The sequence below is a fragment of the Pseudomonas sp. Sample_14 genome (genome assembly GCF_004307515.1).
Lineage (GTDB): Bacteria > Pseudomonadota > Gammaproteobacteria > Pseudomonadales > Pseudomonadaceae > Aquipseudomonas > Aquipseudomonas atacamensis.
The window spans coordinates 89,715-114,067 of sequence record NZ_RCOC01000043.1; the positions used below are offsets into that span (position 1 = coordinate 89,715).

Below are 24,353 nucleotides of genomic sequence, written 5' to 3' on the forward strand. Positions count from 1 at the left end.
CAGAGGCAGGCAACCATGAACATTGCACAACATTCGACAGAGATTGAACGTGAGGTGGGCAACCTCGGGGTGATGAGCTGGTTGTCGCGCCATCAACCGCTGCCCAGCGCCAACGAAACCTGGCTGGGAACGATTCTGCTGGTGGAACGGATCGGTGTGTTTCCTGCGTCCGGCGATATTCGCCGGCCGCTGCGCGATCCTTATCCGCTGCTCGCGCACCTGAAGGCGTTGTATGGCGAACAGGCGCTGGAAATGGATGACCGTGATGGCCTGAAAGTGATCTTCAGCGACTGGCGTTTTCGCGTGCGCATCTGCTGCAACGATCCGGCGATCATCATTAACGTCGAGACCCGCTGTGATGCGCGGTTGATGCCGCAGAAGCTCGCGGAATTACTCGAACAAGTCGACAACTTCGCTCCTGCACGATGATCGTTCCCACGCTCTGCGTGGGAACGATCATTGTCCGCCGCCGTCGCAACGGTCGTTGGCGCCCATGATCCAGCCATAAAAATAATCGGCAATCACCTTCCCGCCCGTGGCCGGCAACGGATGAATCTTGTCCGGGCCGATCATCGCGCTGGCGTAGCGTTTAACGTCGGGGCCGAACGCGCATTGCAGGTTGGCGAAGCCCAAATGCTGCTCCCGCGCCCACGGTTCGAGCACCTGCGCATAGGCCGACATCGGATAAGCACTGGAGCGCGTGGTGTCCTGACGCATGATCAGGTTGATGCTCGCCGCCGGCTGAATCTCGCGCAGCATGCTCACCAGGCCCTGAACGTTTTGCAGGTACTGCGCAGGTTTGACGCCGAAGCCCTGATCGTTGCCGCCGAGCATGATCAGGTAAACATCGGCCGGGATCTTCGACACCACGGCTTTCCACTGCGCCTGCCACTGTGGATCGGCGTGATAGAAATCCGCGGATGCCGCGCCGGAGGCCGCCAGTTTCGACACCCGAATGCCCTTCTCATCATTCGTCATCCAAAGGCCGAACAACGTGGGCGCGCCCTTCACCACTTCCAGTCTGAATGACCAGTCTGCGGCTGATGGAACGCCCGCTAGCGCGACTTCCTGAACGCCCGAGCCTGCGAGTTTCAACGGTTGCCAGGCTTGCGCGGGCGACCAGCGATAGCGCAGCTCGTCGGCTTCGCCGTTGCCCAGATACAACAGTTTCGCCTGAGTGACCGTGGTATCGATGCGCGGCGAAGGACTGGCATCGACTTGCAACCAGGCGCCCGGCTTGCCGCTGATCGTGCGACTGTCCGGGCTGGCCTGGCCCAGCTCGGAAACCTTCCAGCCGCCGCCGAAGTATTTGTCGCTGCTGCGGGTGTATTTGAAATGCGTGCCGCCCAGCGCCGCGCCGTGGTTGAAACCGACGTAACCGGGGCCGGCGAAACCCACCTCGGCGGCCACTCGCTGCACCAGTTTATTCAGGTAGAAATCCTGCCCGGCGGTGTAGCTGTCGCCGATCACCGAAACCGCCAGCACCTTGCCGGCCTTGCCCTCGCGCCACTGCGCAAAGCGCTGGCGGGCATCGTCTATCGTGATGGCCGAGGTGGCGACTGGTTGAGGGGCGTCTACTGGCATCATTGAATATTTCCTTTGTCCGGGATGGCCCCTTCGCGAGCAGGCTCGCTCCCACAAAAGACCTTGTGCAATTCACACAACCTCTGTGGGAGCGAGCCTGCTCGCGAAGTTTTCAGCTGTTCTGCGTCTGCACCACCGGAGCGACAATCACCGGTGCTTTCCTCTTCGCCGCACGTTCGCCAAGGAACAACACCGAGGTGAAATTGAACCGGCTGAACACCATCGCCAACAGCACCGGCCCGAGCAATCCACAACTCAGACCACCAAACACCAGCAAGCTCTCATCCTTCACGCCGAGGCGCCCAAGGACAAACCGCGAGGTCGCGGCAAACAGCACATGAAAAAGGAAAATCGCATAGGAATACCCGCCGAGCCAGGTCAGCGCTTTCGAGCGCATGTCACTCGACAGCAATGCGATACAAGACACGCACCCCACCGTCAAACCAATCAGGCTGCGGCGATCGACAATCAGCTCACGATCAATCGCCGCGACATACAACAGCGTCAGCGAGATCAGCACAAACAGCAGCGGCCCGATCACTTTGAAACGCTGTTTCAAAACATCGACATTTTCCTGACCGATCATCCCTGCAACAAAAAACGGCAGCAGGTAAATCGCACCGTTGATACCGAACGCATCCAGCGGCAACGGCGGCAGCAGGAACAACACTGCCGCAAACGCAAACAAGCCATACAGCCGCGTTGCTGAATGCAACAGGCCGCGCCACTCCAGCAAGCCGACGAAGATAAAAATGCTGAAAACCGCCTGCAGGAACCAGAAGTGGTTGATCGGCACCCAGAACGACAACAACGCGTCGATCACGCCGACGTCCTTGTTCACCCCCGGCCCCACCGCTTGCAGCACCGAGAACGGCACGCCGACGCAGAACAGCGGCACGATCAGCCGCCGCACCTTGCCGGCGAAGAACGCGGAAAAGTCATTGCCGCGAATCTTGTAGATCGAATAGATGTAGCCGGAGATGAACGTGAACAGCGGCATGCGCACGTACACCATCGAGTCGGCGATGACCCGGAACGGCGAGCCGATGTCGATCTTCAAGCCGCCGCCCAGCGGGCCGATGACGTGATAGAGCACCAGCAGCAGGCACGCCAGGCCGCGCAGGGTTTCGATCTCCAGGGATTTTTTCTTGCTCGACATAGAGCACCTGCCTTAAGTGAGAATTCTTGATTCGACCTGCACCGGTTTGTTCGCGCGCAGCATCAAGCCCAGGCCGACGAACAACACCGGCACGACCATCGAGAAGTGTCGGGCGAAGGAGCCGAAGTCCGGCTCGAACAAGCCTTGCACTAACAGAAACGCCAGCGGAATCGCGATCAGTTCCTTGGGTTTGGTCTGGATCGGCGCGCCCTTGTAGTCGGTCGAAGTGATGACTTTGAACAGCAGCAGTGCAGTCATGATCATCAGCGCAACGAAGATCACCTGCCCCGGCCCGGACAGCAGAATCAGCTCAACCGGAAACGACAGCCGGAAGAAAATGATCATTGAGTCCAGTGCCTGGGAGACGAAGTCACTGCCGCTGAGCCACGACACGATGAGCGACTTCGAGCCCTCCTCGCCCGCCGTGCGCAGCTCGTTGTTGCTCGCGCGGATCGATGACACCGGAAAGCCCAGCGCCAGCTGAATGGCCATGGCCACCGCCAGATAAAACAGGAACAGCATCAGAAAAAAGGTGAAGCGCGAGACGTACTTTTTCATCACGCAGACGCCGACCCACGACAGCGAAAACAGAATCCAGTAGGGCCGGATCAACACGCCGTAAATCACCGCTGAGAGGAAAAAACCGCCGCGATATTTGCGCGTCAATGCGCTGAGCAGAATGCTCAACACCGCCACCGACACGATGATTTCCTTGGTCAGGTTCTCAAGGAAAAACGAGCGCACGATGCCCCACAGGCACAGGGTGCCGAAAATGGTCAACGGCATGCGCCGGAACACCACTACCGGAATTGCGGTGAGGAAGAAATTGCAGAACATGCCGTAGGCCCAGGCGTTGGTCAGGTTGATCCCGGTGGGCCGCAGCAGGAACGCCGAACATTCGTAGGACGAGCGATCCGGCGAGAACGGGTTCCAGAAATTGCAGTTGTCGGCGCGCGCATACGACGACCACAACGTCATCGCATCCGGCCCCGGATCACGCGGCACCAGCAACGGCATCGCCACTGACAGAAACAGCCCGGTGAACAGAATCAGGAAGGAAATCGACGAATCGAATTTGCGCCCACGAAACTCGATGCGCGGCAGTTTCAGGCCCATGACAGCGCAGCCTTTTTCGCGCCGCTGACACGGGTCAACAGTGCAATCACACTGAGCTGCACGACGATGGCGAAAACATTGCCCCACGCCGCGCCATAGATCGAGTAATGCTTGATCAGCACATAGCTGACCGGCACTGAAATCAGCAGGCAGAGCGCAGCGCTGGCCAGCGACACCCGGCTGTTTTTCGAGGCAATCAAACCGCCCCAGACAATGTCGCCAATCGCCCGCAAGGCGAACGAAAAGATCAGCACCGCGAGGAGCGCGTTATCCGGACGCGGCACGCTGGCGGCGACGTAATCGAGCAGCACATTGAAAAACACATAGATCGCCACGGCCACAACGGCGGAAACCACCAGCGAGCGAATCACCCATTTGTTGACGAACAGTTGCTTGACCGTGAATGCCTGCTGATCGGCCTGGAAACGCTTGGCCAGCACCGGAATGCCGACCACCGCCACCACCGCATACGACAATGCCTGCAAAGTGTTGGCCGCTGACCACGCGTACACGTATTTACCGAGGCTGGCGTAGGGCTCGAGGTCGATGATCAGAAAGCGCTCGGCATACTGACTCAGGGCGATCAGACCGGTGCCGAGATAGAACGGCAACCCGGCCTTCCACACCGTCGCGGTGTCCAGCGGCGCGGCTTCGCGGCCCTTGTGCACATTCACCACGATCAAATAACCGGCGACGATCACCAGCACGTTGGCGGCGACCCACAGCCACAACACACTGGCGATGCCCGCGACCCAGCCGAGCACCATGCCGCCCACCGCCAACACCGCCCAGAGGCCGGTCTTGATGAAGAACAGCAGAGCTCCGGCGGTGGCTTTCTGCGCGGAAAACACGAAGGAATTGATTTCGAACGACAGATGTTCGGTGAGCAGCACCAGGGTCACGCACAGGATCAACGTGGCGGTTGCTTCCACCGACTGGAACAGCGAATAGATCAGTACCGTCAGTATCGACAACAACAGCCCCACCGCCAGATACAGCAGCAAAACCTTGTCGACCACCCGCCGCGAACTGCCGCCGACGCTGATCAAACGGTTGATCTCGGAACTGAAGCCGACGCTGTAGAACTTCGATGCGATCAGCGAAGCCGCGACCACCACACCGTAAAAACCCAGCGCCTCGTAACCGAGGTAATGGGTGATGGCCAACACCAGCAAGAACTTCGCGCCCAAGGCTCCGCCGCGAAGCAACAGCCGAAATATCATCGAACGACACCCTTGATGATTTCGTCCATGGCCACGGTTTTCGCCTCGATCTCGCGGCAAGTGTCGGTCAGGCGCTTGCCGAAATCCGCCAAGGCATTGGGCGCGTAAACGGTGTTGATGATGGTGTCGACGTCGATATCGCCGCCGTTGATCACCCAGTCCTCGACGCCCATGTCCTGATAGGCGCCAAAGCCTTTGCGCTCGTAGCTGATGTGATACGCCGGCACGCCGGAGAGCAGCGATTCGATGGCGCCGTGCAGACGCACCGAGATCACCAAGTCCGGTTGGTACTTGGCAATGGTTGCCTTCAGCGACAGCAGATCTTCGTTGATGCCCAGCTCGCGGTAGAACGCGCCGTCATCGTTGCCGCGCACCGCGCTTTGCACGGCGCAGACCACTTTGCTTTTGTTCTTCAGACGCTGCAGCAGCAGTTTCAGATTGGCCACGTAGGCGACCTTCTTCTCTTTGCTCCACTCCGGCGGCTTGCGCAGCACCACGCAGACTGTCGCCGGCGAGGCGGCGCAGCGGGTGAATTTCGGTTGCTGAAGAATCTTGCTCGCCAGCGACTGCACCGCCAGATCCGGCGCGCGGTAGACGTTTTCGCAAGCATCAAAAATTGCCGAGGAACGGTTGTCACGCACGAACACCGCATCAGCGCTGGCGTAGTGTTCAACGATCTTGCTGCTCTCACCGTGGAACGGGCCGATGCTCTGCGGCAGGTACACCGACGGCACTTTGCTGAGAATCGCGGTTTCCAGTTGCTTGGCATGGCCGAGCTTCAGCTTGATGTGCTCGAAGGCGCTTTTCGAACGCATGTAACCACCGCCAACGCCGACGATCAGATCGGTCTTCTTCAGCAGATCGGCGAGCCCGGCGTAGGACTGATTGAGAAACACCGCTTGCTTGACCCGGCCCAGACCTTTGGCCGCCATCACCGGCGCATCGAAACGCGGGTGCGGCAGATAGTTGAACGACTCAGGGTCGGACGCCACGACACTGATCGCGGTGTCGTCACCGAAGTTACGCTGCACCAGAGCAATGGCCAGATCGACGAGCAGACCGTCACCGGAGTTGGACGCACTGTAGCCATGCAAAATCGTTACGTTCATAAGCTTGAGTTCTACTTAATAAGTGGGAGCGTGATACAGGTCGTAGGTCTGGCGGATCATCAACGCGGCGCTGAAGCGTTCGCGGACAATGCTCCGGCCTTCGTTGCCGAGGTCGAGCAGGCGCGGCTTCTGGATGATCGTCAAAACATCGGCCAGCGCCTGGTGATCGCCGGACGGAAACACGTAGCCGGACACTTCGTTGGTGACCAGTTCCGGCAGTGAAGTGCAGTTGCTGGCAATCACCGGCAGTCCCATGGCCATGCCTTCCAGCGGCACCATGGCAAAGCCTTCCCAGCGACTCGGCACGATCAGCGCATCGGCTTTCTGATACAGCGCCTGCACTTCACTCGGGGTCACCCACGGCAGGTACTCGACCGAATCCATCGGCGGGCACTCGACCGAGTCTTCGTTGACCGCACTGCCAACCACCGTCAGTTTGAGGTCGTTGCGATTGACCTTGGCGTAGGCCTTGAGCAGCACGTCGAAGCCTTTCTGGTAATCCAGACGCCCGACGAACAGCAGATGAATCGGCTCGGCGCCAGCGCTTTTCGGTGCGTCGTCCTTGTGATGAATGCCGTTGTAGATCAGCTTCATGCGCTTGCGCTCGATGCCGAAACGCGCGGCTTTATCCAGCTCGTACTGGCTGACGCAGATGATCACGTCGGTGACTTTCTGCAGCACGCGCTCGATCCACGCATAGACCTTCTGCTTGGTCGGCGAGCTTTCCATCAGGAACGAAAACGCGTGCGGGCAGTAGACGATTTTCGGCTTGCGCCATGGTCGCAACAGCACACACACCACACGGCCGATAACTCCGGAAAAGGTGCTGTGCAAATGCACCACGTCGGGTTTTTCCTTGAGCAGCACCTGGCTCAGACGCCAGGCGAAACGCAGCAGCGACGGCACGTTGCGACCACTGCGCGGGAAGGTGCGCACCTGCTGCGGGGCGATGCCGTGCAGCTCCTTGGCCTGATCCTCGGGTACCAGATAGACCAGTTGATAATTCGCTGCGTCGTCTTCGGGGGATGCCGAGATCGTGCGGATCACCGTCGCCACGCCACCTTTGATCGTCTCTGCCACGTGCAGTATTTTTTTCACAACTCACCCACTTCAAACAGGAAAGAACAATCGGCAACCATCAGGATTTGTCGGACGCGTATTCGTAGTTGTAATAGCCCGTGCCGCCGTAATAGCTGGCCGCACGCTTCTCGACGCCGTTGAACACCGCGCCTTTCAACTCGATGCCGTTCTGGGCGAAGCGGCGAATGGTCAGTTCGATCTCTTTGGCCGGGTTCACGCCGAAGCGGGTGACGATCAGGCTGATGCCGGCCTCGCGACCGACGATGGCGGCATCGGTCACTGCCAACAGCGGCGGCGTGTCGATGATCACCAGGTCGTAGCGCTCGCTGAGTTCTGCCAGCAGTTCGCGGAAGTTGGCGTGCATAAGCAATTCGGAAGGATTGGGCGGCACTTGCCCCCGGCTGATGAAATGCAGGTTGTCGACTTCGACTTTGTTGATCGCCTGCTCAAGGGTGCAGCGCTTGACCAGCAGGTCGGACAGACCGTTGCTGATCGGCGTGTTGAGGGTTTTGTGCAGATGCCCTTTGCGCATGTCGGCATCGATCAGCACCACGCGCTGGCCGCTGAGGGCCATGACCGCCGCAAGGTTGGACGAAACGAAGGTCTTGCCGACCTGTGGGCTCGGCCCGGAAATCATGATGCGGTTGTTGGTCGAATCGAGCCCGGCAAAGTGCAGGCAGGTGCGTAGGCTGCGGATCGATTCGATCGACAGATCGGTCGGGTTGCGCAGCGCCAGCAGGTACGCCGGCTTGTCGACGCCGTCGCGGGCGCGGCCCTTTTTGTTGTCCTCTTCTTCCTGCAAGGCGCTGTAGGGAATCGACGCATAAACCGGCAGGCCCAACTGCTCGATGCCTTCCGGGCCTTCAAGGCCTCGGCTGAGGGATTTGCGCAGCAGCACCAGGGCCACGCCGACAAACGCGCCAAGCAATGTCGCGATCAGCACGATCAGTGGTTTTTTGGGTTTGATCGGATTGGTCAGGTCGACATCGGCAGTGTCGATCAGGCGCACGTTGCCGACGGCCCCGGCGCGGACGATGTCGAGTTCCTGGGATTTGTTCAGCAACTGCGTGTAGATCTGCGAAGCCACCTCGACGTCGCGGGTCAGGTTGAGCAATTCCTGCTGGGTGGCCGGCAAGTCCTGAACCTTGCCTTCGAGGGATTTCTGCTGCTGGGTCAATTCGCCGATCTGCGTCATCAAGGCGCGATAGGCCGGATGCTGTTTGGTGAACTTGCGATCGAGTTCGGCCTGCTGCATTTTCAGCTCGGAGATGCGCGTTTCCAGCGCCACCGACTGGCCCAGCACCGACTGGGTTTCCAGCGAGATGTTCACGGTCTTGCCGTGGGTCTGGTAGGCATTCAAGGCGTCGCTGGCCTTGGCCAGATCACGCTTGACCTGGGGCAACTGGCTTTGCAGAAACGCGAGGCTCTGCGCAGCTTCCGCCGAAGTGCGCCGTACGTTTTGCTCGACGTAGAGCGAGGCGATCTTGTTGAGGATCTTCACCGCCTCGGCCGCGTCCGAGCTGGCCAGCGCCAGACGAATGATCCCCGACTCCTTGCCCTGTTCGGAGATATCCAGCGCGTCCTGATAGCCCTGGATAGTCACGATGCGTGGATTGCGCACTACCTGAAAACGCGTGCCGGGGTTGGCCGACAAGTGCGCGATCTGCCCTTCTACACCGTCATTGGCAAACGCCTCGCCGGCGACGCCTTCGGCGAGCAGATTGTCGTTTTCATCGAATAGCTCAAAACGCTGCTGCTCGCCGGCGATCAGGGTGAGTTTCTTGCCGAGCAGGTCTTTCGGCAATTGCAGCCGAGTGAATTCCAGGCGCTCGCCACCCCAGGCATAACTGGTCAAACCGAAACGCGGCGGCGCGACGCTGGTCTCGCTGTCACCGCGATAGCGCCGTGAGAGAAAGCCGCCGATCAACGGGAACGTGTTGGGGGTGACGTCGATATCCAGGCGCAGGTCGTCAACGGTTTTGCCGATCACCGCGCGGGATTTGATGATGCCGATTTCGGTCACCGACGGCGATTGCCCGCCGAGCATGCTGTTGAGGTCGGAGAAACCGAGCATGTCGTTCTTTTTCGGTTCGACCTGCACCAGCGCGTTCGCCAGGTACACCGGCGTTGCCAGAACCGCATAGGCGACGCCGGTGACCATGAAGGCACCGGTCAGCGCGCCGATCAGCCACTTCTGGTCGATCAGGCTGCCGAAGATGCCGAGCAGATCAATACTGTCTTGATCATTGTCGCGGGTGCCGATTACGGACGGTAACTGCATAAGTCTGTTCTTACCATTTACTGTTCTGAAGAAGATTCATCAATGCCCGAGACGCTTTGCCCATGAACTAACAGCATCTTCAATCAATGCGTGGGCATGAATAAACGCGGCTTTGCCTTGACGATACGGATCATGTATTTCGCGCTCGCTCTGCCACTTGCCGAGCAGAAACACTTTGCCTCGGGCGTGCGAGGCAATCTTCAGCACTTGATTGACGTGGGTCTTTTCCATGACCAGGATCAGGTCCGAGTCATTGACGATGTCCGAGGTCAGTTGCCGCGCCTTGAAGGCCTCGGCGCAATGCCCGTGCTCTTCGAGAACCTGCCGCGCCGAGGCCTCCACGCCCTCGCCCACGCGGGCGGACAGGCCGGCTGAGGACACGGTGATGGCGGACTGGCCCAGCGCGTTGCGCAGCAGCAGTTCAGCCGTCGGACTTCGGCATATATTGCCCACGCAGACAACGAGGATCTTTTTGAACAAGTCTTGCTTTCCTGTGTAATATCAAACAGCCAACATGCCGTGAAAGTTAATGAACCCTCTCGACTTTCCTGCACTCAGAAATAGCTTCGCCCTGTTAGTACAGGAACATTAAGTACCACAGCGTTTTAAGCCGCCCCAACCACAATTAGCGGACTAAAAATAACTGTGATTTTCAGTTGCTGTTTTCCTGACAAAAAATAACATTCGCGCACTTAGTGCCATCACCGTTATCGGAAATTGAGTAACGGGACAAATATTCGTAGTTGTCATTCTCTTCAGGAGAGCAGACATGAAAACAGCACAGCGCAATAAACTCGCCGCCCTCGCCCTGATGGCGCTCGGTGCCGCCAGCCAGGTTCACGCCAGTGAGCTGTTCCCCAACCTTCCAGCAAAAACCATCGGCGTGCAGGTGAAGATCCAGAGCTTCACCGCCGCCGATGCCGCACAAATCAAGGCCGCCGGCTTCAGCTTTGTGCGCTTCGGCGTGTGGAGTGACAGCCTCACCGCCAAGACTTATCAGAAACAGGTCAGCGACGCCTTCGCCGCCGCCGCTTCCGCCGGCCTGCCGGTGCTGCTGACGGTGCGCGCGATCAAGGCATTGCCGGCCACTTCGCCAGAGGAGCTGAACGCCGCCGGCGCTAAGTTCGCCAACACCGTGACCGGGCTGGAAAAAACCTGGAGTTCGCAATTGGTGGCGATCGAAATCTGGAACGAGCCGGATCTGGAAACCTATTGGCCGACGCGCAATTTCGATACCACCTTCGTGCCGTTCATGGCTGGCATGTGCAAGGCCTTCGAAGGTCAGCCGCAGACGACGCCACGGGTCGGTTTCGGCTTCGCCCGGCCGCCAAGCGCGGGCTCGGCGTCAACGGTGGCGATGAAAAGTATCGTCAGCGATTACCCCAAATGCCTGAACGCCGTGTCCTATCACCCTTACGGCATGACCGCCACGCAGATCAGCAACGCACAGACCTTCATCCAGCAGAACTTCAATCTGCCGGGGGTCATCAGTGAATGGGGGGTTTCGGCCCTCGCCTCCAACGGTGGTCCCGAGGGGCAAGCGACCAAGATCAACGCGTTTATTACCGACGTTAAACGCCTCAATATTCCCCTGACCTCTATCTATGAATGGCGGAACAGTGATTCGGGCAGCAACGATCGCGAGAAGAACTTCGGCTTTCTCACCTCTGACGGCCAGCCAAAACCGGCACGCTTGTCGGTAGAAGGTCTGTTGAACGCTGAGTAGGCATTGGGCAACCGGTCTGTTCACAGGTCGGTTGCTTTGAACCTGTGGGCTGTTTTGGCATCGTATTCAGCGACACCGCGCCCCGCCTTTCAAACAATCGTTTTCAGGTTGTTGCCGCAGGGGCCATCGATCCACGAATGCACCCTTGAGTGCCCGTCAGCGCTCGGGTAATGTCTTCAGACCCATAGGATAGAGCACGCCCATGACTTCCAAGCTGGAACAACTCAAACAGTTCACCACCGTAGTTGCCGACACTGGCGACTTCGAAGCGATCGCCCGAGTCAAACCGACCGATGCCACCACCAACCCTTCCCTGCTGCTCAAGGCTTCGGCCATTCACGGTTACGCCGAACTGCTGAACGATTGCGTTCGCGACTGCAAGGGCGATGTCGGCCTGGCCAGCGACCGTTTCGGCGTCGCAGTGGGCAAGGAAATTCTCAACGTGGTTCCGGGCCGCATCTCCACCGAAGTGGATGCGCGCCTGTCCTTCGACCAGGATGCGATCCTCAAGCGCGCGCATCGTCTGATCGAGCTATATGACAAGGCCGGCGTTGGCCGCGACCGCGTGCTGATCAAGATCGCCTCGACCTGGGAAGGCATCCGCGCCGCCGAGATCCTCGAGAAGGAAGGCATCCAGACCAACCTGACCCTGCTGTTCTCTTTCGCCCAGGCCGCCGCCTGCGCCGATGCCGGCGTGTTCCTGATTTCGCCGTTCGTGGGCCGTATCTACGACTGGTACAAGAAAGCCAACGGCAACGACTACACCGGCGCTGATGATCCGGGCGTGCAGTCGGTGACGCGCATCTACAACTACTACAAGGCTAATGACTACAAGACTGTGGTCATGGGCGCCAGCTTCCGTAACATCAACCAGATCGAACAACTGGCTGGCTGTGATCGCCTGACCATCAGCCCCGAACTGCTGGAGAAGCTCGCCGCCGATACCGGCAAGCTGGAACGCAAACTGGCACCGGGCAATGCCGGTGAAGCGCGTCTGAGCCTCAACGAAGCGCAATTCCGCTGGTTGTCCAACGAAGACGCGATGGCCACCGAGAAACTGGCTGAAGGCATCCGTCAGTTCGCCCGCGATCAGGAAAAACTGGAAGCATTGCTGCAGGCCAAGCTGTGATCTGAGTTTGTAGAATGCAAAAAGGGCGAACCTTCACAGGTTCGCCCTTTTTCATTCTGCATTGAGAGGCGCGTTGACCGAACTGAAACCTTCGCGAGCAAGCTCGCTCCCACAAGGGGATTTGTGATCGAACTGATCCAGTGTGGGAGCGAGCTTGCTCGCGAAGAGGCCAGCCCAGACACCATCAATTCATGAGATCAGTGTCTTTCCAGGGCATTGACCAGATCATGAAACGCTTCACGATTGGAATCGTTCAGGCCCATGAGAATCTTGTGCGCTTCCAGCACCTTGATTCGCACCACTTCTTCGGATTGGTCCTGATCCGGCAGGTCGTCCAGGCACTCCGGGCACGGCACCGGGTGGTTGACGATGTTGAACACCTGCTCGAAGCCCATCGACTGCAAAAGCCGAGTGATGTCTTCGTGGGTGGTGACAACCGTCGGCAAAAGGCCGACCTTCTGCCGCGACAGGATCGACAGTTTGGCCAGCAGGCCGAGGGTGGTGCTGTCGATGCTGCGGGTTTCGGTCAAATCGATCACGATCGCGTTGAAATTCAGCGCGGTGAAGATTTTCTCAATAGTCGCATCCAACGCCGAACACAGGGTCAGGCGAACTTCACCGACGAACTTCAAGACGAAGGTGCCGTCCTGCTCGGCGAACTGGATTCTACCGGTACTCATTAAAGATTCCTGCTCAACACCAACAGGGCGATATCATCCGGCATCTCCCCTAGCGTGGCCAAACCAAACACTTGCCGCAGACCATCCAGGCTGCCGCCCGCTGACTTCACCCGTTCGGGCAAAGCAGCCTCTTTTTCTTTGAGCGTTGCTTCCGGCAAAAGGTCCAGAATGCCATCAGACATCAGCGTCAGGCTGAACGTCGGCGGCAGCTCAAGCACGTGGTCTTCGTAGGTGGCTTCATTGAAAAGGCCCACCGGCAGGCCACGGCCTTCGAGATAACGAACACTGTCAGGCGTGTACAACACAGGCAAAGGCAGATGGCCGCCAATGCTATAGGTCAACAAACCGGTCTCCTCGTCGATGACTCCACCGACCATTGTGACGTGTTTACCCAGCTTACAACTGATCAGTCCCCGGTTGATATGACCGAGCACTTCCGAAGGCTTGAACTCCGGCAAGGTACCGCTGCGTTTCGATTCGAAGAGCAAACGCGTGGTCATGAATTTCAACAGCACGGTGACGAAGGCTGATGACGCGCCATGCCCGGAAACATCCGCCAGATAAAACGCGACCCGGCGCTCGTCAACGCGGAAATAGTCGACAAAATCACCCGACAGGTACAGCGACGGGATGATCTGGTGGGCAAAATTGAATTCGTCAATGCTCCACGGGCTTTCCGGCAGCATGTTCATCTGCACCTGGCGACCGGCGTTCTGGTCTTCCTGGAGCAGGTTCAGGCTGGCTTCGAGCTCGCGGTTGGCCTTTTCCAGCTTCTCGCTGTAGCGCTGGTTTTCCAGCAGCAGTCGCGCACGATCCAGGGCCCGACGCACGGAGTGCTCGAGCACAGCCAGATCTTCGAGAGGCTTGATCAGGTAATCCGCCGCGCCCAGGCGCAGGGCCTCGACCGCGTCGTTCATCACCCCGGCACCCGAGACCACGATCACCGGCGTCTCCGGTGAGCGCTCGGTGACCTGACGGATCAGTTCGAGACCGCCCATCTGCGGCATGCGCAGATCGCAGATCACCAGATCGGGCTCGTCTTGCTCGAATACCTGAAGACCCTGTTGACCGTTGCCGGCCTGCAGGACGCTGAAACCACTGTCTTCCAGATAGGCCGCGAGGCTCGCGCGCACTACCTCGTCATCATCGATTATCAGCAGCGTGGCACTGGTTTTTGGCATGTGGGCAAACGGCGCCAGAATTAGGTTGGCGTAGTGAGCGGGGCATCGGCCCTGCGCAGACTACTGGATTCGCTTTCTAGCCTCTCTGTTGCAGCGCTTTCAAGCATTCGCCTGGCGCGCGGTTTTAAACAGAGGTGCCCTTCTAAGGCGCAGACGGTACTCCCATCCGCAGAGCGTTTCAAGCATGCGCCGATTGTCGCTTGACGACTTTGTTTGTCAAATCACCGGGAGTTATAAGAACCGCTCCAACGGTAACCCGATGGAAGGTAGTGGCAGTCGCAGGCGACGCTCTGGCGCGGACAAAAAAGGCGACCCGAGGGCCGCCTTTTTCATCACCGGTCGAAATCAGAAATCGTCTTCGACCTGACCGTCCTTCACCTTGAACTCGCGGTTCTGCAGGTAAGCGTTGCGGATGAAGGTGTATTTGTCGCCGCTGATCAGCTTCTCGCTCGACAGCAGGCTGGCGCGGGTGTCGACGATGTTCAGGCCGAAGATCGAGTTACGCGTCGGCACGTGGTCGATGTAGCGGTACGCGCCGGTGAAACTGTCGACATATTTCGACGGTGCGTCACGCAGGGTGCTCGGCCCCATCAGCGGCAGCATCACGTACGGGCCGCTGCCCACGCCCCAGTAACCGAGGGTCTGACCGAAGTCTTCGTCGCTGCGGTTCAAGCCCATCTTGGTGCCGACGTCGAAGAAGCCGAGCAGACCGAAGGTGGTGTTGAAAATCAGTCGGGCGGTATCAACGCCCGCTGCAGCCGGTTTGGCCTGGAGAATGTTGTTCGCCAGGTTGGTCACGTCACCGACGTTGCGGAACATATTGTGAATGCCGTCTTCAACGAACTGCGGGGTGATGAACTCATAACCCTGCGCCAATGGCTTAAGCGCGTAGGTGTCAACGAAGTCGTTGAACTGGAAAATCGGCCGATTGACGCTTTCCCAAGGGTCTTCTTCGGTGGCCGCCTGGGTGGCGAACGGCGCCAGCAACAGGCTGGCACATACACTTAGCTGAGTGAGCGAAGGGCTCCAGCGCATAGAAAAACTCCTTGGATTCGATACTGGCGCGGTCCTCTCGGCCCGGGCATTAAGGCCGCTAGTATAAGCGTAAACGGCGATTTGGGCAGTGCGCCGCTGCAAGGATATGCAGGAAGTTTCCTACGCAGGCTTTCACCCGCCTGTCATGCAACTGTCACCCCAGCGCCCTAGTCTTGAGCGTTATTTCAGGGACGTTGCCATGACTCACGCCGAAACCTTGCCCGTCGCCGCGCCCGGCCTGACTGCCGTGCTGTTCGGCCTGAGCGGTTGCCTGGTGGATTTCGGTGCCCGCGCCGCGCAAGAGCTCAACGCCCAGCCGGAACATGCCAAAACTACACCCGGCGCACTCGATAGCCTGAAAAGTTTGCAGCGCCAGGGAATTCCCTGCGCGTGGCTCGACGAATTGCCCGCTGCCCTCGCTCAGCCACTGGCCGCCTCGCTGCCAGACTGGATCAAACCGACGCAACATTCAGCAACAATGAATCCATGGCCAGCGCCCAACGCGTGCTGGCAGGCGTTGATGAGTTTGAACATCGACCGCCTCGACGGCTGCGTGCTGGTCAGCGGTGAGCCGCGCCTGTTACAGGCCGGTCTGAATGCCGGGTTATGGACGATTGGCCTGGCGTCCTGTGGCTCGCTATGCGGCCTCAGCCCGAGCGAGTGGCAGGCTTTGTCACAAAAGGAACGCGAAAAGTTGCGCGGCAAGGCAACCGTGCAGTTGTTCGGCCTGGGTGTGCATTCGGTAATCGATCATCTCGGCGAACTGGACGCCTGCCTCGCAGACATCAGCCTGCGCCGCGCCAAAGGCGAAAAGCCCTGATCGGCGTCATGCAGGTTTACCGAGAGTGGATTAATCTAAAGGTCAGCCATAGACCTTTGGCGCGTGGCTGCGGTCAATGCCAGTGCCTATTGATAAAAGGAAACCACCATGCCCGCCCAAGAACTGCAAAAACAGCTCGATACCCTGCGCGAGCAGCTGGAACACAATCCACCGCTGTCGGAAGCCGAGCGTGAGGATCTGCATGCGCTGATGGCGCAGATCGAATCGGAAATCCAGCTGGAAACTGCCACCCAGGACGCGAGCATCGCCGACGGCGTGAACCTGGCGGTCGAGCGCTTCGAAGTCGAACACCCGGCGATCGCCGGCACCCTGCGCAATATCATGAATACGCTGGGCAGCATGGGCATCTGACGCCCCGCCGCACAAAAAAAGCCCTGCCAGCGATGGCAGGGCTTTTTCATTTGCAAAATGTGCATGCAAGCCCTTGTGGGAGCGAGCCTGCTCGCGAAGGCGTCGTGTCAGTCGACATCATCGTTGAATGAAACACCGCATTCGCGAGCAGGCTCGCCCCCACAAGGGATATCGCACATTCCGTTTCTTTATTGACGTACGAGCCGGTGATTCGGCAGCTGCACCTCTTCAGTGCTGCGATACGGGTTGATATCCAGCCCACCCCGGCGCACATAGCGCGCAAACACCGTGAGTTTCTCCGGCTTCAACAACCGCTGCAGATCAAGAAAAATCCGCTCAACGCATTGCTCATGGAAGTCCGAATGCTGGCGGAAGCTGACGATGTACTCCAGCAGGCTGGCGTGATCCAGCGCCGCGCCGCGATATTCCACTACCACGCTGCCCCAGTCCGGCTGGCTGGTCACCGGGCAGTTGGATTTGAGCAGGTGGCTGTGCACGCTCTCTTCAACGATCCGCGAATCATCGCAACGCAGCAGCTCCGGACGCGGGTGTTCATAATTGCTCACGCTGATATCCAGATCGTCGATGCACACGCCCGGCAACGCCACCACGCCTTCAGCTTCCACGTCTTTCAGACTGCGCACCCGCACGCCCACCGGTTTGCCGGCAGCGGCGGACAGATCCTTGACCAGCGTCGCTTGCAATGTGGCGACGTCGGCGAACGGCGTCTGGTTCAGCGAGTTGAGGTAGAGCTTGAACGACTTCGATTCGATGATGTTCGGCGAGTCCGCCGGGATGCTGAATTCAGCGATCGCCACCACCGGTTTGCCCGACGGCAGCAGCCACGACAGCTCGAAGCAGTTCCAGAAATCCACGCCTTTATACGGCAGGGTTTCGGCGGTCAGGCCCAGCTCGGCCCATTTCGCGGTGCGCGGAATCGGGAACAGCAGGGACGGTGTGTACGTGGCGATGTATTCGCTGGATTTGCCCAGCGGCGAATGTTCGGCTGCGGGATGCATGGCGGAAACCTGACTGAAGAATCAGCGGATTCTACCAGCCTTTGCCCGCGCCTTTGAGTGCTTACTGACTGACTGTCAGTTTGCCGACCATGCCCGCCTGATAATGCCCGGGGATATTGCAGGCAAACTCAAGCGCCATGGCCTTGCTGAAGGTCCAGGTCAACTCAGCAGTTTTACCGGGCTCGACCAGTACGCTGTTGGGGTCGTCATGCTGCATGCCATGGCCCATCGCCGCGTGATCCATGCCTGCCATGTCGTGGGACATTTCTTTCATGCCGGTAGGCGTAAGCATGCCGCTTTGCTGCATCTGCAACATTTCCTGCTGGTGACTGGCATGCATCGCCGCATCACCGAGGTTGAATTCGTGCAGTAACTGGCCTTTATTCACCAGCACAAAGCGAATGGTCTCACCGGCCTTGACCTGTATGGCTTTCGGGTCGAAGTTCATGTCGCCCATGACGATTTCGATAGTCCGCGTGGCCTGGCTCGCCGCTGCCGGCTGGCCGAAGGCGAAGGTGTGCACCGGTGTCGCCCAGGCTGGCGAACTCAATGCCAGCAGACAGGCGACTATTTTCAGCGAGGTGCGCAAAAACATGGTCGTACTCCAACAAGAGAAGGTTCAGCCTGTGGGAAACTCTAACCACCCAGGGCTGGCATCGACCTGACAGGCAGATTACAACTTTGTCAGCTTGGCGCTTATCGCCGGATCTCACGGTATAACGCCTTCGCCCTTCCAAATACCAACCCCGCCCGAGTCGCCCATGAAACTGTTGATCGTCGAAGACCAAGCGAAAACCGGCCAGTACCTGCGTCAGGGCCTGACCGAGGCCGGATTCAATACCGAGCTGGTGGCCGACGGAATCAGCGGCCAGCAATTGGCCTTGAGCGGCGACTACGCGCTGTTGATCCTCGATGTAATGCTGCCCGGGCGCAGTGGCTGGCAGATTCTGCAAGCGGTGCGCAGCGCCGGCCTCGACACGCCGGTACTTTTTCTCACCGCCAAAGACGCGGTGGAGGACAGGGTTCACGGCCTCGAACTGGGCGCCGACGATTATCTGGTCAAGCCGTTCGCCTTCTCCGAATTGCTCGCCCGGGTGCGAAGCCTGTTGCGGCGCGGCAGCGCAATCGCCCAGGAAACCAGCCTGCAACTGGCCGATCTGCGCCTGGATCTGATCCGCCGCCGGGTCGAACGCAGCGGCCAGCGCATCGACCTGACCGCCAAGGAGTTCGCCCTGCTGGAAATGCTCCTGCGCCGTCAGGGTGAAGTCCTGCCCAAATCGCTGATCGCCTCGCAGGTTTGGGACATGAATTTCGACAGCGACACCAACGTCATCGAAGTGGCGATCCGCCGCTTGCGCCTGAAGATCGACGATGACTTTCCCAACAAGTTGATCCACACCGTGCGCGGCATGGGTTACGTGCTCGAAGAGCGTTCGCTGTGATGCGTCGTTGGTCCTTGAGCACGCGCCTGGCGCTGTTGTTTGCCGCCTGCACTGCGGTGGTCTCGCTGTTCGCCGGGGTACTGTTCGACCGCGCCAGCGAGGCGCACTTCATCGAACTCGATCAGCAACAACTGGAGACGAAACTGATCGGCCTGCGCCGCGCCTTGCAGGATCTGCAGCCTGCTCAACGCGAAGCGCGGCTGGCCGATGAACTCAGCCGTCAGGCGGATCTGTCGTTGCGCATTACCAGTGGCGACGGTCAGCACTGGTATGACAGCTCGGTGCAGATTCCGAAGAATCTGCCGCTGCAAACCGGCCTGTCGACCATCAGCCATGACGGCACCGATTACCGCGTGCTGCGCGCCCCGCTCTACCCGGACGCAGCGGATTCGCCGCAACTGACGCTGCTGCTGGACATCACCCATCACCAGCATTTTCTTACGCGCATGCAGCATCTGATCTGGCTGACCGTCGGCCTGTCGGCGCTGGCTACTGCCCTGCTCGGGGCTTGGGCGGCGCGCAGCGGTCTGCGCCCGTTGCGGCGGATGAGCGCGGTGGCCCGTGGGATTTCCGCGCAATCGCTGAATGCCCGACTGCCTGAAGAGAAGATGCCGCCAGAGCTTGCAGAAATGGCCTACAGCTTCAACGCCATGCTCGAACGCCTCGACGACTCGTTTCAGCGCCTCTCGGCATTCTCCGCCGACATCGCCCATGAGCTGCGCACACCGTTGTCGAATCTGCTGACCCACACCCAGGTCACCCTCACCCGCCCACGGGCACTGGAGGATTACCGCGAAGCACTGCACAGCAACCTCGAAGAACTGCAATGGATGGCGCAACTGGTCAACGACATGCTCTATCTGGCCAAGGCAGACCACGGCTTGCTGATGCCCAAGCGCGAACCGCTGGAACTGGCGGATGAAGCTGACATGTTGCTGGAGTTTTTTGCGCCATTGGCGGAAGACGCTGGCGTGAGTTTGAGTCGTGAAGGCGAGGCGCGTATCAAAGGTGATCGCGGCATGTTGCGCCGGGCCTTGTCGAACCTGCTGGACAACGCGCTGCGGTTTACCCCGGCCGAGGGTTATGTGCGCTTGAGCATCGTCGACGAGGAGGAGATCGTGCGCGTCTGCGTCGAAAACAGTGGCGAGGGGGTTTCAGCGCAATTACTGCCGCGTCTGTTTGACCGCTTCTATCGAGCGGATCCGGCGCGGCAGGAAGGTAGCAGTGAGCATGCGGGGTTGGGTCTGGCGATCACCCAGTCGATCGTGCGGGCACATGGCTGGACGATTCATTGCGAATCTGAAGCGGGTTGGACGCGGTTTGTAATCGAGTTGCCTCGGACCTGATCGTTCCCACGCTTTGCGTGGGAATGCAGCCCAGGACGCTCCGCGTCCCTTCAAGAGCCGAACGCAGAGCGTCCGTTGAGGCATTCCCACGCAGAGCGTGGGAACGAGCATGGAGTCGCTTACGAATATCTCAAGGCATGCGCCGGTTCGATCTTCGCCGCCCGCCACGCCGGATACACCGTCGCCAGAAAACTCAGAATGAATCCCGCCGAGCAGATCAACAGCACATCGCCGCCCTGCAGTTCCGAAGGCAGGTTGCTGACGAAATACACGTCCGAACTGAAGATATGCTGGCCGGTCACACGCTCGACCCAGCCGACCAGTTCGCTGACATTGAGCGCCGCAATCACGCCCAGCACGCCGCCAATGATGGTGCCGACAATACCGATCACCGTGCCCTGGACCATGAAGATCGCCATGATCTGCCGGGGCGTAGCGCCGATGGTGCGCAGGATGGCGATGTCGGCGCCCTTGTCGTTCACCACCATGATCAGCGTCGCGATGATGTTGAACGCCGCCACCGCGACGATCATCAGCAACAGCAGGCCGATCATGGTTTTTTCCATCTTCATCGCGCTGAACAGGCTGCCCTGGGTGTGGGTCCAGTCGTCAGCCTTGAAGTCAGCGCCGAGGCCACCGGCAATGTCCGCAGACACCTTCGGCGCAGCGTACAGATCCTTGACTGCCAGCCGCACGCTCTGCACCTGATTCGGCTGCCAGTGCTGCATGGTCGCGGCATCGGCGACGTGGATCAGGCCCATCGAGCCGTCCAGCTCGGCGCCGACCTTGAACACGCCCACCACATTCAGGCGCTGCATGCGCGGGGTGATACCGCCCGGCGCGGTGCTGACTTCCGGGACGATCAGAGTGATCTTGTCGCCGACATTGAGGCGGAAACGCCGCGCGGTGATTTCACCGATCACCACACCGAATTCACCCGGCTTCAAGGCATCCAGACGACCCTGGACGATGTGCTGGGCAACGATCGACACCTTGCCTTCCTGGGCCGGATCAACGCCACTGATCTGAATCGGCTGCATCGAACCCTTGTAGGAAAGCATGCCTTCCATCTCGGTGAACGGCACGGCGGCCGTCACTTCGGGATTTTTCATCGCGGCGGCGGCCACCGGCTGCCAGTCATCGATCGGCTTGACGCCGACGATGGTGGCGTGAGGGACCATGCCGAGGATGCGCGAGCTCATCTCGCGCTGGAAGCCATTCATCACCGACAGCACCACGATCATCGCCAGCACGCCGAGGGCGAGGCCGATCATCGAGGTCATCGAAATGAACGAAACAAAGCGATTGCGGCGCTTGGCGCGGGTATAGCGCGTGCCGATAAAGATCGATAACGGTCTGAACATTCGCTGGGGCACCGTATAGAAATAAAAGACCCGGCGCCGTTACGGGCGCCGGGTTTCAGCCAGTCAGATGGGAGTGAGGCAACCTTCCTGCAACTGCAGGACGCGGTCCATCTGGCGAGCCAGGTTCATGTCGTGCGTCACCACCAGAAACGCCGTGCGCATCGAAGTGCTCAGCTCCAGCATCAGATCCTGAATGCCTTCGGCGGTGTGCAGGTCGAGGTTGCCGGTCGGCTCATCGAGCATCACCAGCCCCGGGTTGTTGACCAGGGCACGGGCGATGGCCACGCGCTGACGCTCGCCGCCGGACAGTTCCGCCGGTTTGTGTTCCAGACGATGGCCGAGACCGACGCGCTCCAGCAATGCCGTGGCACGCTGACGCGCCTCAGGGATGGCGGTCTTGCCGATCAGCAGCGGCATGCAGACGTTTTCCAGCGCGGTGAATTCCGGCAGCAAATGGTGAAACTGATAAACGAAACCAAGCGCGCGATTGCGCAGCAGGCCACGCTTTTTCTCGCTCAACGCAGACAGTTCTTCACCGTCGAGCCAGACGCTGCCCTTGCTTGGCGTATCGAGACCGCCGAGCAGGTTGAGCAAGGTACTTTTGCCGGAACCGGATTTACCCACGATCGCCACACGCTCGCCTGGGTGCAACTCCAGTTGCAGGCCGGCCAGCACTTGTACCGACTCCGGACCCTCCTCGTAGGATTTGCCCAGATTACGGCAGCTCAGAATTGCTTGTTCACTCATGCCCGACTCACTCATAACGTAACGCCTCCGCCGGCTGGGTGCGCGCGGCACGCCAGGCGGGATACAGGGTGGCGAGGAAACTCAGGACCAACGCAGCGGCGCAGACCATGACGACGTCCTGGCTCTGTACCTGCGAAGGAAGATAATCAATGAAATACACGTCAGCATTAAGAAACTTGTGGCCGATCAGCCCTTCAAGCGCCGAAATGGCCGCACTGACATTCAGTGCCGCGAGGATCCCGACCACCGCGCCGATGGCCGTGCCGACCACGCCGATTACCGTGCCCTGAACCATGAACGTGCGCATGATCGTGCCCGGTGTCGCGCCGAGGGTGCGCAGAATGGCGATGTCGCCCTTCTTGTCGTTCACCACCATCACCAGCGTGGAAATGATGTTGAACGCGGCGACGGCGACGATCAGCAGCAACAGCAGCCCGATCATGGCTTTTTCCATGCGGATCGCTTGATACAGGTTGCCGTGGGTGCGCGTCCAGTCGCGGGCGTAGTAACGATCTTCGCCGAGCTGCTGGGCAATGTTCCACGCCTCGCGCGGCGCCTGGAACAGGTCGTCGAACTTCAGCCGCAGGCCCTGCACCTGATCGGCTTTCCAGCGGTGCATTTTCGCCAGATCCTGCAGATTGGTCACGCCGAGGTAGCCGTCGAGCTCACCGGCGCCGACATGGAAAATCCCGACCACGGTGAAGCGCTTCATGCGCGGGAACATGCCGGCCGGGGTCACACTGACCTCGGGAGCAACGAACGTAACCTTGTCGCCAATGCCGACGCCGAGCTTGGTCGCCGCCTTGTCGCCGATGACGATGCCGAAGCTGCCCGGTGTCAGGTCGTCGAGTTTGCCCTGCTTCATGAAGTTGTCGATGATCGACACATTGCGCTCGAGCGCAGGATCAATGGCATTGAGCAACACCTTGGAAACCTGACCGTTGTTGGTCAGCAGGCCCTGCATCTGGGTGAACGGCGCCACCGCCGTCACCTGCCGGTTCTGCTTGACCTTGTCGGCCAGGCTCTGCCAGTCATTGATCGGCTCGCCGGTCTCGAGAGTAGCGTGGGGCACCATGCCCAACACGCGGGTGCGCATCTCATGATCGAAGCCGTTCATCACCGAGAGCACGACGATCATCACGACCACGCCAAGGGCGAGCCCGATCATCGAAGTCAGGGAAATGAATGACACAAAATGATTGCGACGCTTTGCACGGGTATAACGCGTGCCGATAAATACGAAGAGAGGTCTGAACATGTCGGGGCTTGTTCGGAGGGAAAAGGAACGTCCTTGTGGCGGGGGTCGAAAACCAGCTTTACACTCAGACCACCGCCGCTACCATGGGTTCGCCATGTCGACATTAGATGAAGAAGATCGCCGCGAATACTACCGTATCGAGGACACGATCGCACTGGAAATTCGGCCCCTGTCCGCTCCCGAAGCCGCAGGCCAGGAAGTGTTGCAGGATGCATCCCCACTCTTCAACCTGCTCAGCGAACTGCACCTGAGCGAATTCGAGTCGCAGCACCTGTTGCGGCAGATCAGCGAGCGCGACCGCGCCATCGCCGCGTTTCTCAAATCGCAGAACAAACGCATTGACCTGCTCAGCCAGGTGATCGCCCTGACCGTGCTCGGCCACATCGGCGAGCCGCAGCCAGTGATCATCTCCGAGGGCGGGATCGACTTTCAGTACCCGACCCCGATTGCCACTGGCGCACACCTGTCGGTGAAACTGGTGCTGATGCCGCAGGCACTCGGCCTGCTGCTGCGTGCCCGGGTCACCCATTGCGATCCCAAGGGGGATGGGTATGACGTCGGCACCGAGTTCGAGCGTCCGACCGATGCCCAGCGCCAATTGCTCGCGCGCTACATCTTGCAAAAGCAGGCTCAGGAACGCCGTCTGGCCCGCGAACAGAACGAATCTGGCATTTAACTTAAG

24 protein-coding genes and 1 pseudogene are annotated in these 24,353 nt (G+C 59.5%); 9 read left to right on the forward strand and 16 right to left on the reverse strand.

Translation table 11 applies throughout. From position 1 onward, the window contains the following. Positions 1-15: 15 nt before the first annotated feature. The gene (locus D8U61_RS10015) at positions 16-429 is read left to right on the forward strand and encodes a mannose-1-phosphate guanylyltransferase (RefSeq protein ID WP_130887511.1); all 414 of its coding nucleotides are present in this window, start codon (positions 16-18) and stop codon (positions 427-429) included. 27 nt (positions 430-456) lie between these two features. Here D8U61_RS10015 and D8U61_RS10020 read toward each other — a convergent pair whose 3' ends face one another. The 8 genes from D8U61_RS10020 to D8U61_RS10055 all read right to left on the reverse strand — a co-directional run bounded on the left by D8U61_RS10020 (position 457) and on the right by D8U61_RS10055 (position 10,032). Beyond that, positions 457-1,587, reverse strand: coding sequence for a GDSL-type esterase/lipase family protein (locus D8U61_RS10020; RefSeq protein ID WP_130926859.1), 1,131 nt, complete (start codon positions 1,585-1,587; stop codon positions 457-459). 109 nt (positions 1,588-1,696) lie between these two features. After that, positions 1,697-2,743 carry an acyltransferase gene (locus D8U61_RS10025; RefSeq protein WP_125927272.1) on the reverse strand — a complete coding sequence of 349 codons (1,047 nt, stop codon included), beginning with the start codon at positions 2,741-2,743 and terminating at the stop codon, positions 1,697-1,699. Between the two features lie 12 nt (positions 2,744-2,755). Continuing rightward, on the reverse strand, positions 2,756-3,859 hold the full coding sequence (locus D8U61_RS10030) for a hypothetical protein (protein ID WP_016775461.1): 1,104 nt from the start codon (positions 3,857-3,859) through the stop codon (positions 2,756-2,758). After that, positions 3,850-5,082, reverse strand: coding sequence for an oligosaccharide flippase family protein (locus D8U61_RS10035; protein WP_130903109.1), 1,233 nt, complete (start codon positions 5,080-5,082; stop codon positions 3,850-3,852). Before D8U61_RS10035 ends, D8U61_RS10030 begins: the two co-directional genes overlap by 10 nt. Continuing rightward, on the reverse strand, positions 5,079-6,191 hold the full coding sequence (locus D8U61_RS10040; RefSeq protein ID WP_041477306.1) for a polysaccharide pyruvyl transferase family protein: 1,113 nt from the start codon (positions 6,189-6,191) through the stop codon (positions 5,079-5,081). The genes D8U61_RS10035 and D8U61_RS10040 overlap by 4 nt, the downstream gene beginning before the upstream one ends. 15 nt (positions 6,192-6,206) lie before the next feature. After that, complete coding sequence (locus D8U61_RS10045) at positions 6,207-7,289, reverse strand: glycosyltransferase (RefSeq protein ID WP_016775464.1); 1,083 nt, start codon at positions 7,287-7,289, stop codon at positions 6,207-6,209. Between the two features lie 40 nt (positions 7,290-7,329). Continuing rightward, on the reverse strand, positions 7,330-9,552 hold the full coding sequence (locus D8U61_RS10050) for a polysaccharide biosynthesis tyrosine autokinase (protein ID WP_130887715.1): 2,223 nt from the start codon (positions 9,550-9,552) through the stop codon (positions 7,330-7,332). A 39-nt stretch (positions 9,553-9,591) separates the two neighbouring features. Next, complete coding sequence (locus D8U61_RS10055) at positions 9,592-10,032, reverse strand: low molecular weight protein-tyrosine-phosphatase (protein WP_041477312.1); 441 nt, start codon at positions 10,030-10,032, stop codon at positions 9,592-9,594. Between the two features lie 289 nt (positions 10,033-10,321). Between D8U61_RS10055 and D8U61_RS10060 the strand changes: the two genes are divergently transcribed. Beyond that, positions 10,322-11,278 carry a cellulase family glycosylhydrolase gene (locus D8U61_RS10060; RefSeq protein WP_125927275.1) on the forward strand — a complete coding sequence of 319 codons (957 nt, stop codon included), beginning with the start codon at positions 10,322-10,324 and terminating at the stop codon, positions 11,276-11,278. 202 nt (positions 11,279-11,480) lie between these two features. Continuing rightward, complete coding sequence (gene tal, locus D8U61_RS10065) at positions 11,481-12,407, forward strand: transaldolase (protein ID WP_016775468.1); 927 nt, start codon at positions 11,481-11,483, stop codon at positions 12,405-12,407. Between the two features lie 197 nt (positions 12,408-12,604). On the opposite strand, the gene rssC is transcribed toward tal, so the two are convergent. The 3 genes from rssC to D8U61_RS10080 form a co-directional block, all read right to left on the reverse strand. Next, positions 12,605-13,087: an anti-sigma factor antagonist RssC gene (gene rssC / locus D8U61_RS10070; RefSeq protein WP_003226553.1), complete on the reverse strand. Its 483-nt coding sequence runs from the start codon at positions 13,085-13,087 to the stop codon at positions 12,605-12,607. Then, the gene (gene rssB / locus D8U61_RS10075; RefSeq protein WP_041477317.1) at positions 13,087-14,268 is read right to left on the reverse strand and encodes a two-component system response regulator RssB; all 1,182 of its coding nucleotides are present in this window, start codon (positions 14,266-14,268) and stop codon (positions 13,087-13,089) included. Before rssB ends, rssC begins: the two co-directional genes overlap by 1 nt. 345 nt (positions 14,269-14,613) lie before the next feature. Beyond that, positions 14,614-15,303, reverse strand: a complete 690-nt coding sequence (locus D8U61_RS10080; protein WP_016775470.1) for a VacJ family lipoprotein — start codon at positions 15,301-15,303, stop codon at positions 14,614-14,616. Between the two features lie 199 nt (positions 15,304-15,502). Between D8U61_RS10080 and D8U61_RS10085 the strand changes: the two genes are divergently transcribed. The 3 genes and pseudogenes from D8U61_RS10085 to D8U61_RS28255 all read left to right on the forward strand — a co-directional run. Continuing rightward, complete coding sequence (locus tag D8U61_RS10085; protein WP_130903106.1) at positions 15,503-16,123, forward strand: HAD family phosphatase; 621 nt, start codon at positions 15,503-15,505, stop codon at positions 16,121-16,123. 108 nt (positions 16,124-16,231) lie between these two features. Continuing rightward, positions 16,232-16,495, forward strand: coding sequence for a DUF4404 family protein (locus D8U61_RS10090; protein WP_016775472.1), 264 nt, complete (start codon positions 16,232-16,234; stop codon positions 16,493-16,495). 57 nt (positions 16,496-16,552) lie between these two features. Further along, positions 16,553-16,660: pseudogene (locus D8U61_RS28255) on the forward strand (metal ABC transporter ATP-binding protein); the annotation flags it as partial. A gap of 23 nt (positions 16,661-16,683) precedes the next feature. Here the strand turns inward: D8U61_RS28255 and queF are convergent. Together queF and D8U61_RS10100 are read right to left on the reverse strand one after the other, a co-directional pair. Further along, the gene (gene queF, locus D8U61_RS10095) at positions 16,684-17,514 is read right to left on the reverse strand and encodes an NADPH-dependent 7-cyano-7-deazaguanine reductase QueF (protein ID WP_016775473.1); all 831 of its coding nucleotides are present in this window, start codon (positions 17,512-17,514) and stop codon (positions 16,684-16,686) included. Between the two features lie 61 nt (positions 17,515-17,575). Further along, a complete protein-coding gene (locus D8U61_RS10100; RefSeq protein WP_130926860.1) occupies positions 17,576-18,109 on the reverse strand; it encodes a cupredoxin family protein in 534 nt (177 codons plus the stop codon). 166 nt (positions 18,110-18,275) lie between these two features. Between D8U61_RS10100 and D8U61_RS10105 the strand changes: the two genes are divergently transcribed. Continuing rightward, positions 18,276-18,956 (forward strand): heavy metal response regulator transcription factor, encoded by a 681-nt coding sequence (locus D8U61_RS10105; protein ID WP_071173049.1) that lies wholly within the window; start codon positions 18,276-18,278, stop codon positions 18,954-18,956. Beyond that, positions 18,956-20,302: a heavy metal sensor histidine kinase gene (locus D8U61_RS10110; RefSeq protein WP_130926861.1), complete on the forward strand. Its 1,347-nt coding sequence runs from the start codon at positions 18,956-18,958 to the stop codon at positions 20,300-20,302. Before D8U61_RS10105 ends, D8U61_RS10110 begins: the two co-directional genes overlap by 1 nt. A 119-nt stretch (positions 20,303-20,421) precedes the next feature. Here the strand turns inward: D8U61_RS10110 and D8U61_RS10115 are convergent, their stop codons facing one another. The 3 genes from D8U61_RS10115 to D8U61_RS10125 form a co-directional block, all read right to left on the reverse strand. After that, the gene (locus D8U61_RS10115; protein WP_024013627.1) at positions 20,422-21,666 is read right to left on the reverse strand and encodes a lipoprotein-releasing ABC transporter permease subunit; all 1,245 of its coding nucleotides are present in this window, start codon (positions 21,664-21,666) and stop codon (positions 20,422-20,424) included. 63 nt (positions 21,667-21,729) lie between these two features. Then, a complete protein-coding gene (lolD, locus tag D8U61_RS10120) occupies positions 21,730-22,413 on the reverse strand; it encodes a lipoprotein-releasing ABC transporter ATP-binding protein LolD (protein WP_016775477.1) in 684 nt (227 codons plus the stop codon). A 7-nt stretch (positions 22,414-22,420) separates the two neighbouring features. After that, positions 22,421-23,671 carry a lipoprotein-releasing ABC transporter permease subunit gene (locus tag D8U61_RS10125; protein WP_024013629.1) on the reverse strand — a complete coding sequence of 417 codons (1,251 nt, stop codon included), beginning with the start codon at positions 23,669-23,671 and terminating at the stop codon, positions 22,421-22,423. 94 nt (positions 23,672-23,765) lie between these two features. Here D8U61_RS10125 and D8U61_RS10130 point away from each other — a divergent pair, with 94 nt between their 5' ends. Beyond that, positions 23,766-24,347 carry a PilZ domain-containing protein gene (locus D8U61_RS10130; RefSeq protein ID WP_016775478.1) on the forward strand — a complete coding sequence of 194 codons (582 nt, stop codon included), beginning with the start codon at positions 23,766-23,768 and terminating at the stop codon, positions 24,345-24,347. Positions 24,348-24,353: the final 6 nt, after the last annotated feature.

Coding starts and splice junctions, on each gene's coding strand:
- D8U61_RS10015 (WP_130887511.1), top strand. CDS start 16: ATGAACATTGCACAACATTCGACAGAGATTGAACGTGAGGTGGGCAAC.
- D8U61_RS10020 (WP_130926859.1), bottom strand. CDS start 1,587: ATGATGCCAGTAGACGCCCCTCAACCAGTCGCCACCTCGGCCATCACG.
- D8U61_RS10025 (WP_125927272.1), bottom strand. CDS start 2,743: ATGTCGAGCAAGAAAAAATCCCTGGAGATCGAAACCCTGCGCGGCCTG.
- D8U61_RS10030 (WP_016775461.1), bottom strand. CDS start 3,859: ATGGGCCTGAAACTGCCGCGCATCGAGTTTCGTGGGCGCAAATTCGAT.
- D8U61_RS10035 (WP_130903109.1), bottom strand. CDS start 5,082: ATGATATTTCGGCTGTTGCTTCGCGGCGGAGCCTTGGGCGCGAAGTTC.
- D8U61_RS10040 (WP_041477306.1), bottom strand. CDS start 6,191: ATGAACGTAACGATTTTGCATGGCTACAGTGCGTCCAACTCCGGTGAC.
- D8U61_RS10050 (WP_130887715.1), bottom strand. CDS start 9,552: ATGCAGTTACCGTCCGTAATCGGCACCCGCGACAATGATCAAGACAGT.
- D8U61_RS10060 (WP_125927275.1), top strand. CDS start 10,322: ATGAAAACAGCACAGCGCAATAAACTCGCCGCCCTCGCCCTGATGGCG.
- tal (WP_016775468.1), top strand. CDS start 11,481: ATGACTTCCAAGCTGGAACAACTCAAACAGTTCACCACCGTAGTTGCC.
- rssC (WP_003226553.1), bottom strand. CDS start 13,087: ATGAGTACCGGTAGAATCCAGTTCGCCGAGCAGGACGGCACCTTCGTC.
- rssB (WP_041477317.1), bottom strand. CDS start 14,268: ATGCCAAAAACCAGTGCCACGCTGCTGATAATCGATGATGACGAGGTA.
- D8U61_RS10080 (WP_016775470.1), bottom strand. CDS start 15,303: ATGCGCTGGAGCCCTTCGCTCACTCAGCTAAGTGTATGTGCCAGCCTG.
- D8U61_RS10085 (WP_130903106.1), top strand. CDS start 15,503: ATGACTCACGCCGAAACCTTGCCCGTCGCCGCGCCCGGCCTGACTGCC.
- D8U61_RS10090 (WP_016775472.1), top strand. CDS start 16,232: ATGCCCGCCCAAGAACTGCAAAAACAGCTCGATACCCTGCGCGAGCAG.
- queF (WP_016775473.1), bottom strand. CDS start 17,514: ATGCATCCCGCAGCCGAACATTCGCCGCTGGGCAAATCCAGCGAATAC.
- D8U61_RS10100 (WP_130926860.1), bottom strand. CDS start 18,109: ATGTTTTTGCGCACCTCGCTGAAAATAGTCGCCTGTCTGCTGGCATTG.
- D8U61_RS10105 (WP_071173049.1), top strand. CDS start 18,276: ATGAAACTGTTGATCGTCGAAGACCAAGCGAAAACCGGCCAGTACCTG.
- D8U61_RS10110 (WP_130926861.1), top strand. CDS start 18,956: ATGCGTCGTTGGTCCTTGAGCACGCGCCTGGCGCTGTTGTTTGCCGCC.
- D8U61_RS10115 (WP_024013627.1), bottom strand. CDS start 21,666: ATGTTCAGACCGTTATCGATCTTTATCGGCACGCGCTATACCCGCGCC.
- lolD (WP_016775477.1), bottom strand. CDS start 22,413: ATGAGTGAACAAGCAATTCTGAGCTGCCGTAATCTGGGCAAATCCTAC.
- D8U61_RS10125 (WP_024013629.1), bottom strand. CDS start 23,671: ATGTTCAGACCTCTCTTCGTATTTATCGGCACGCGTTATACCCGTGCA.
- D8U61_RS10130 (WP_016775478.1), top strand. CDS start 23,766: ATGTCGACATTAGATGAAGAAGATCGCCGCGAATACTACCGTATCGAG.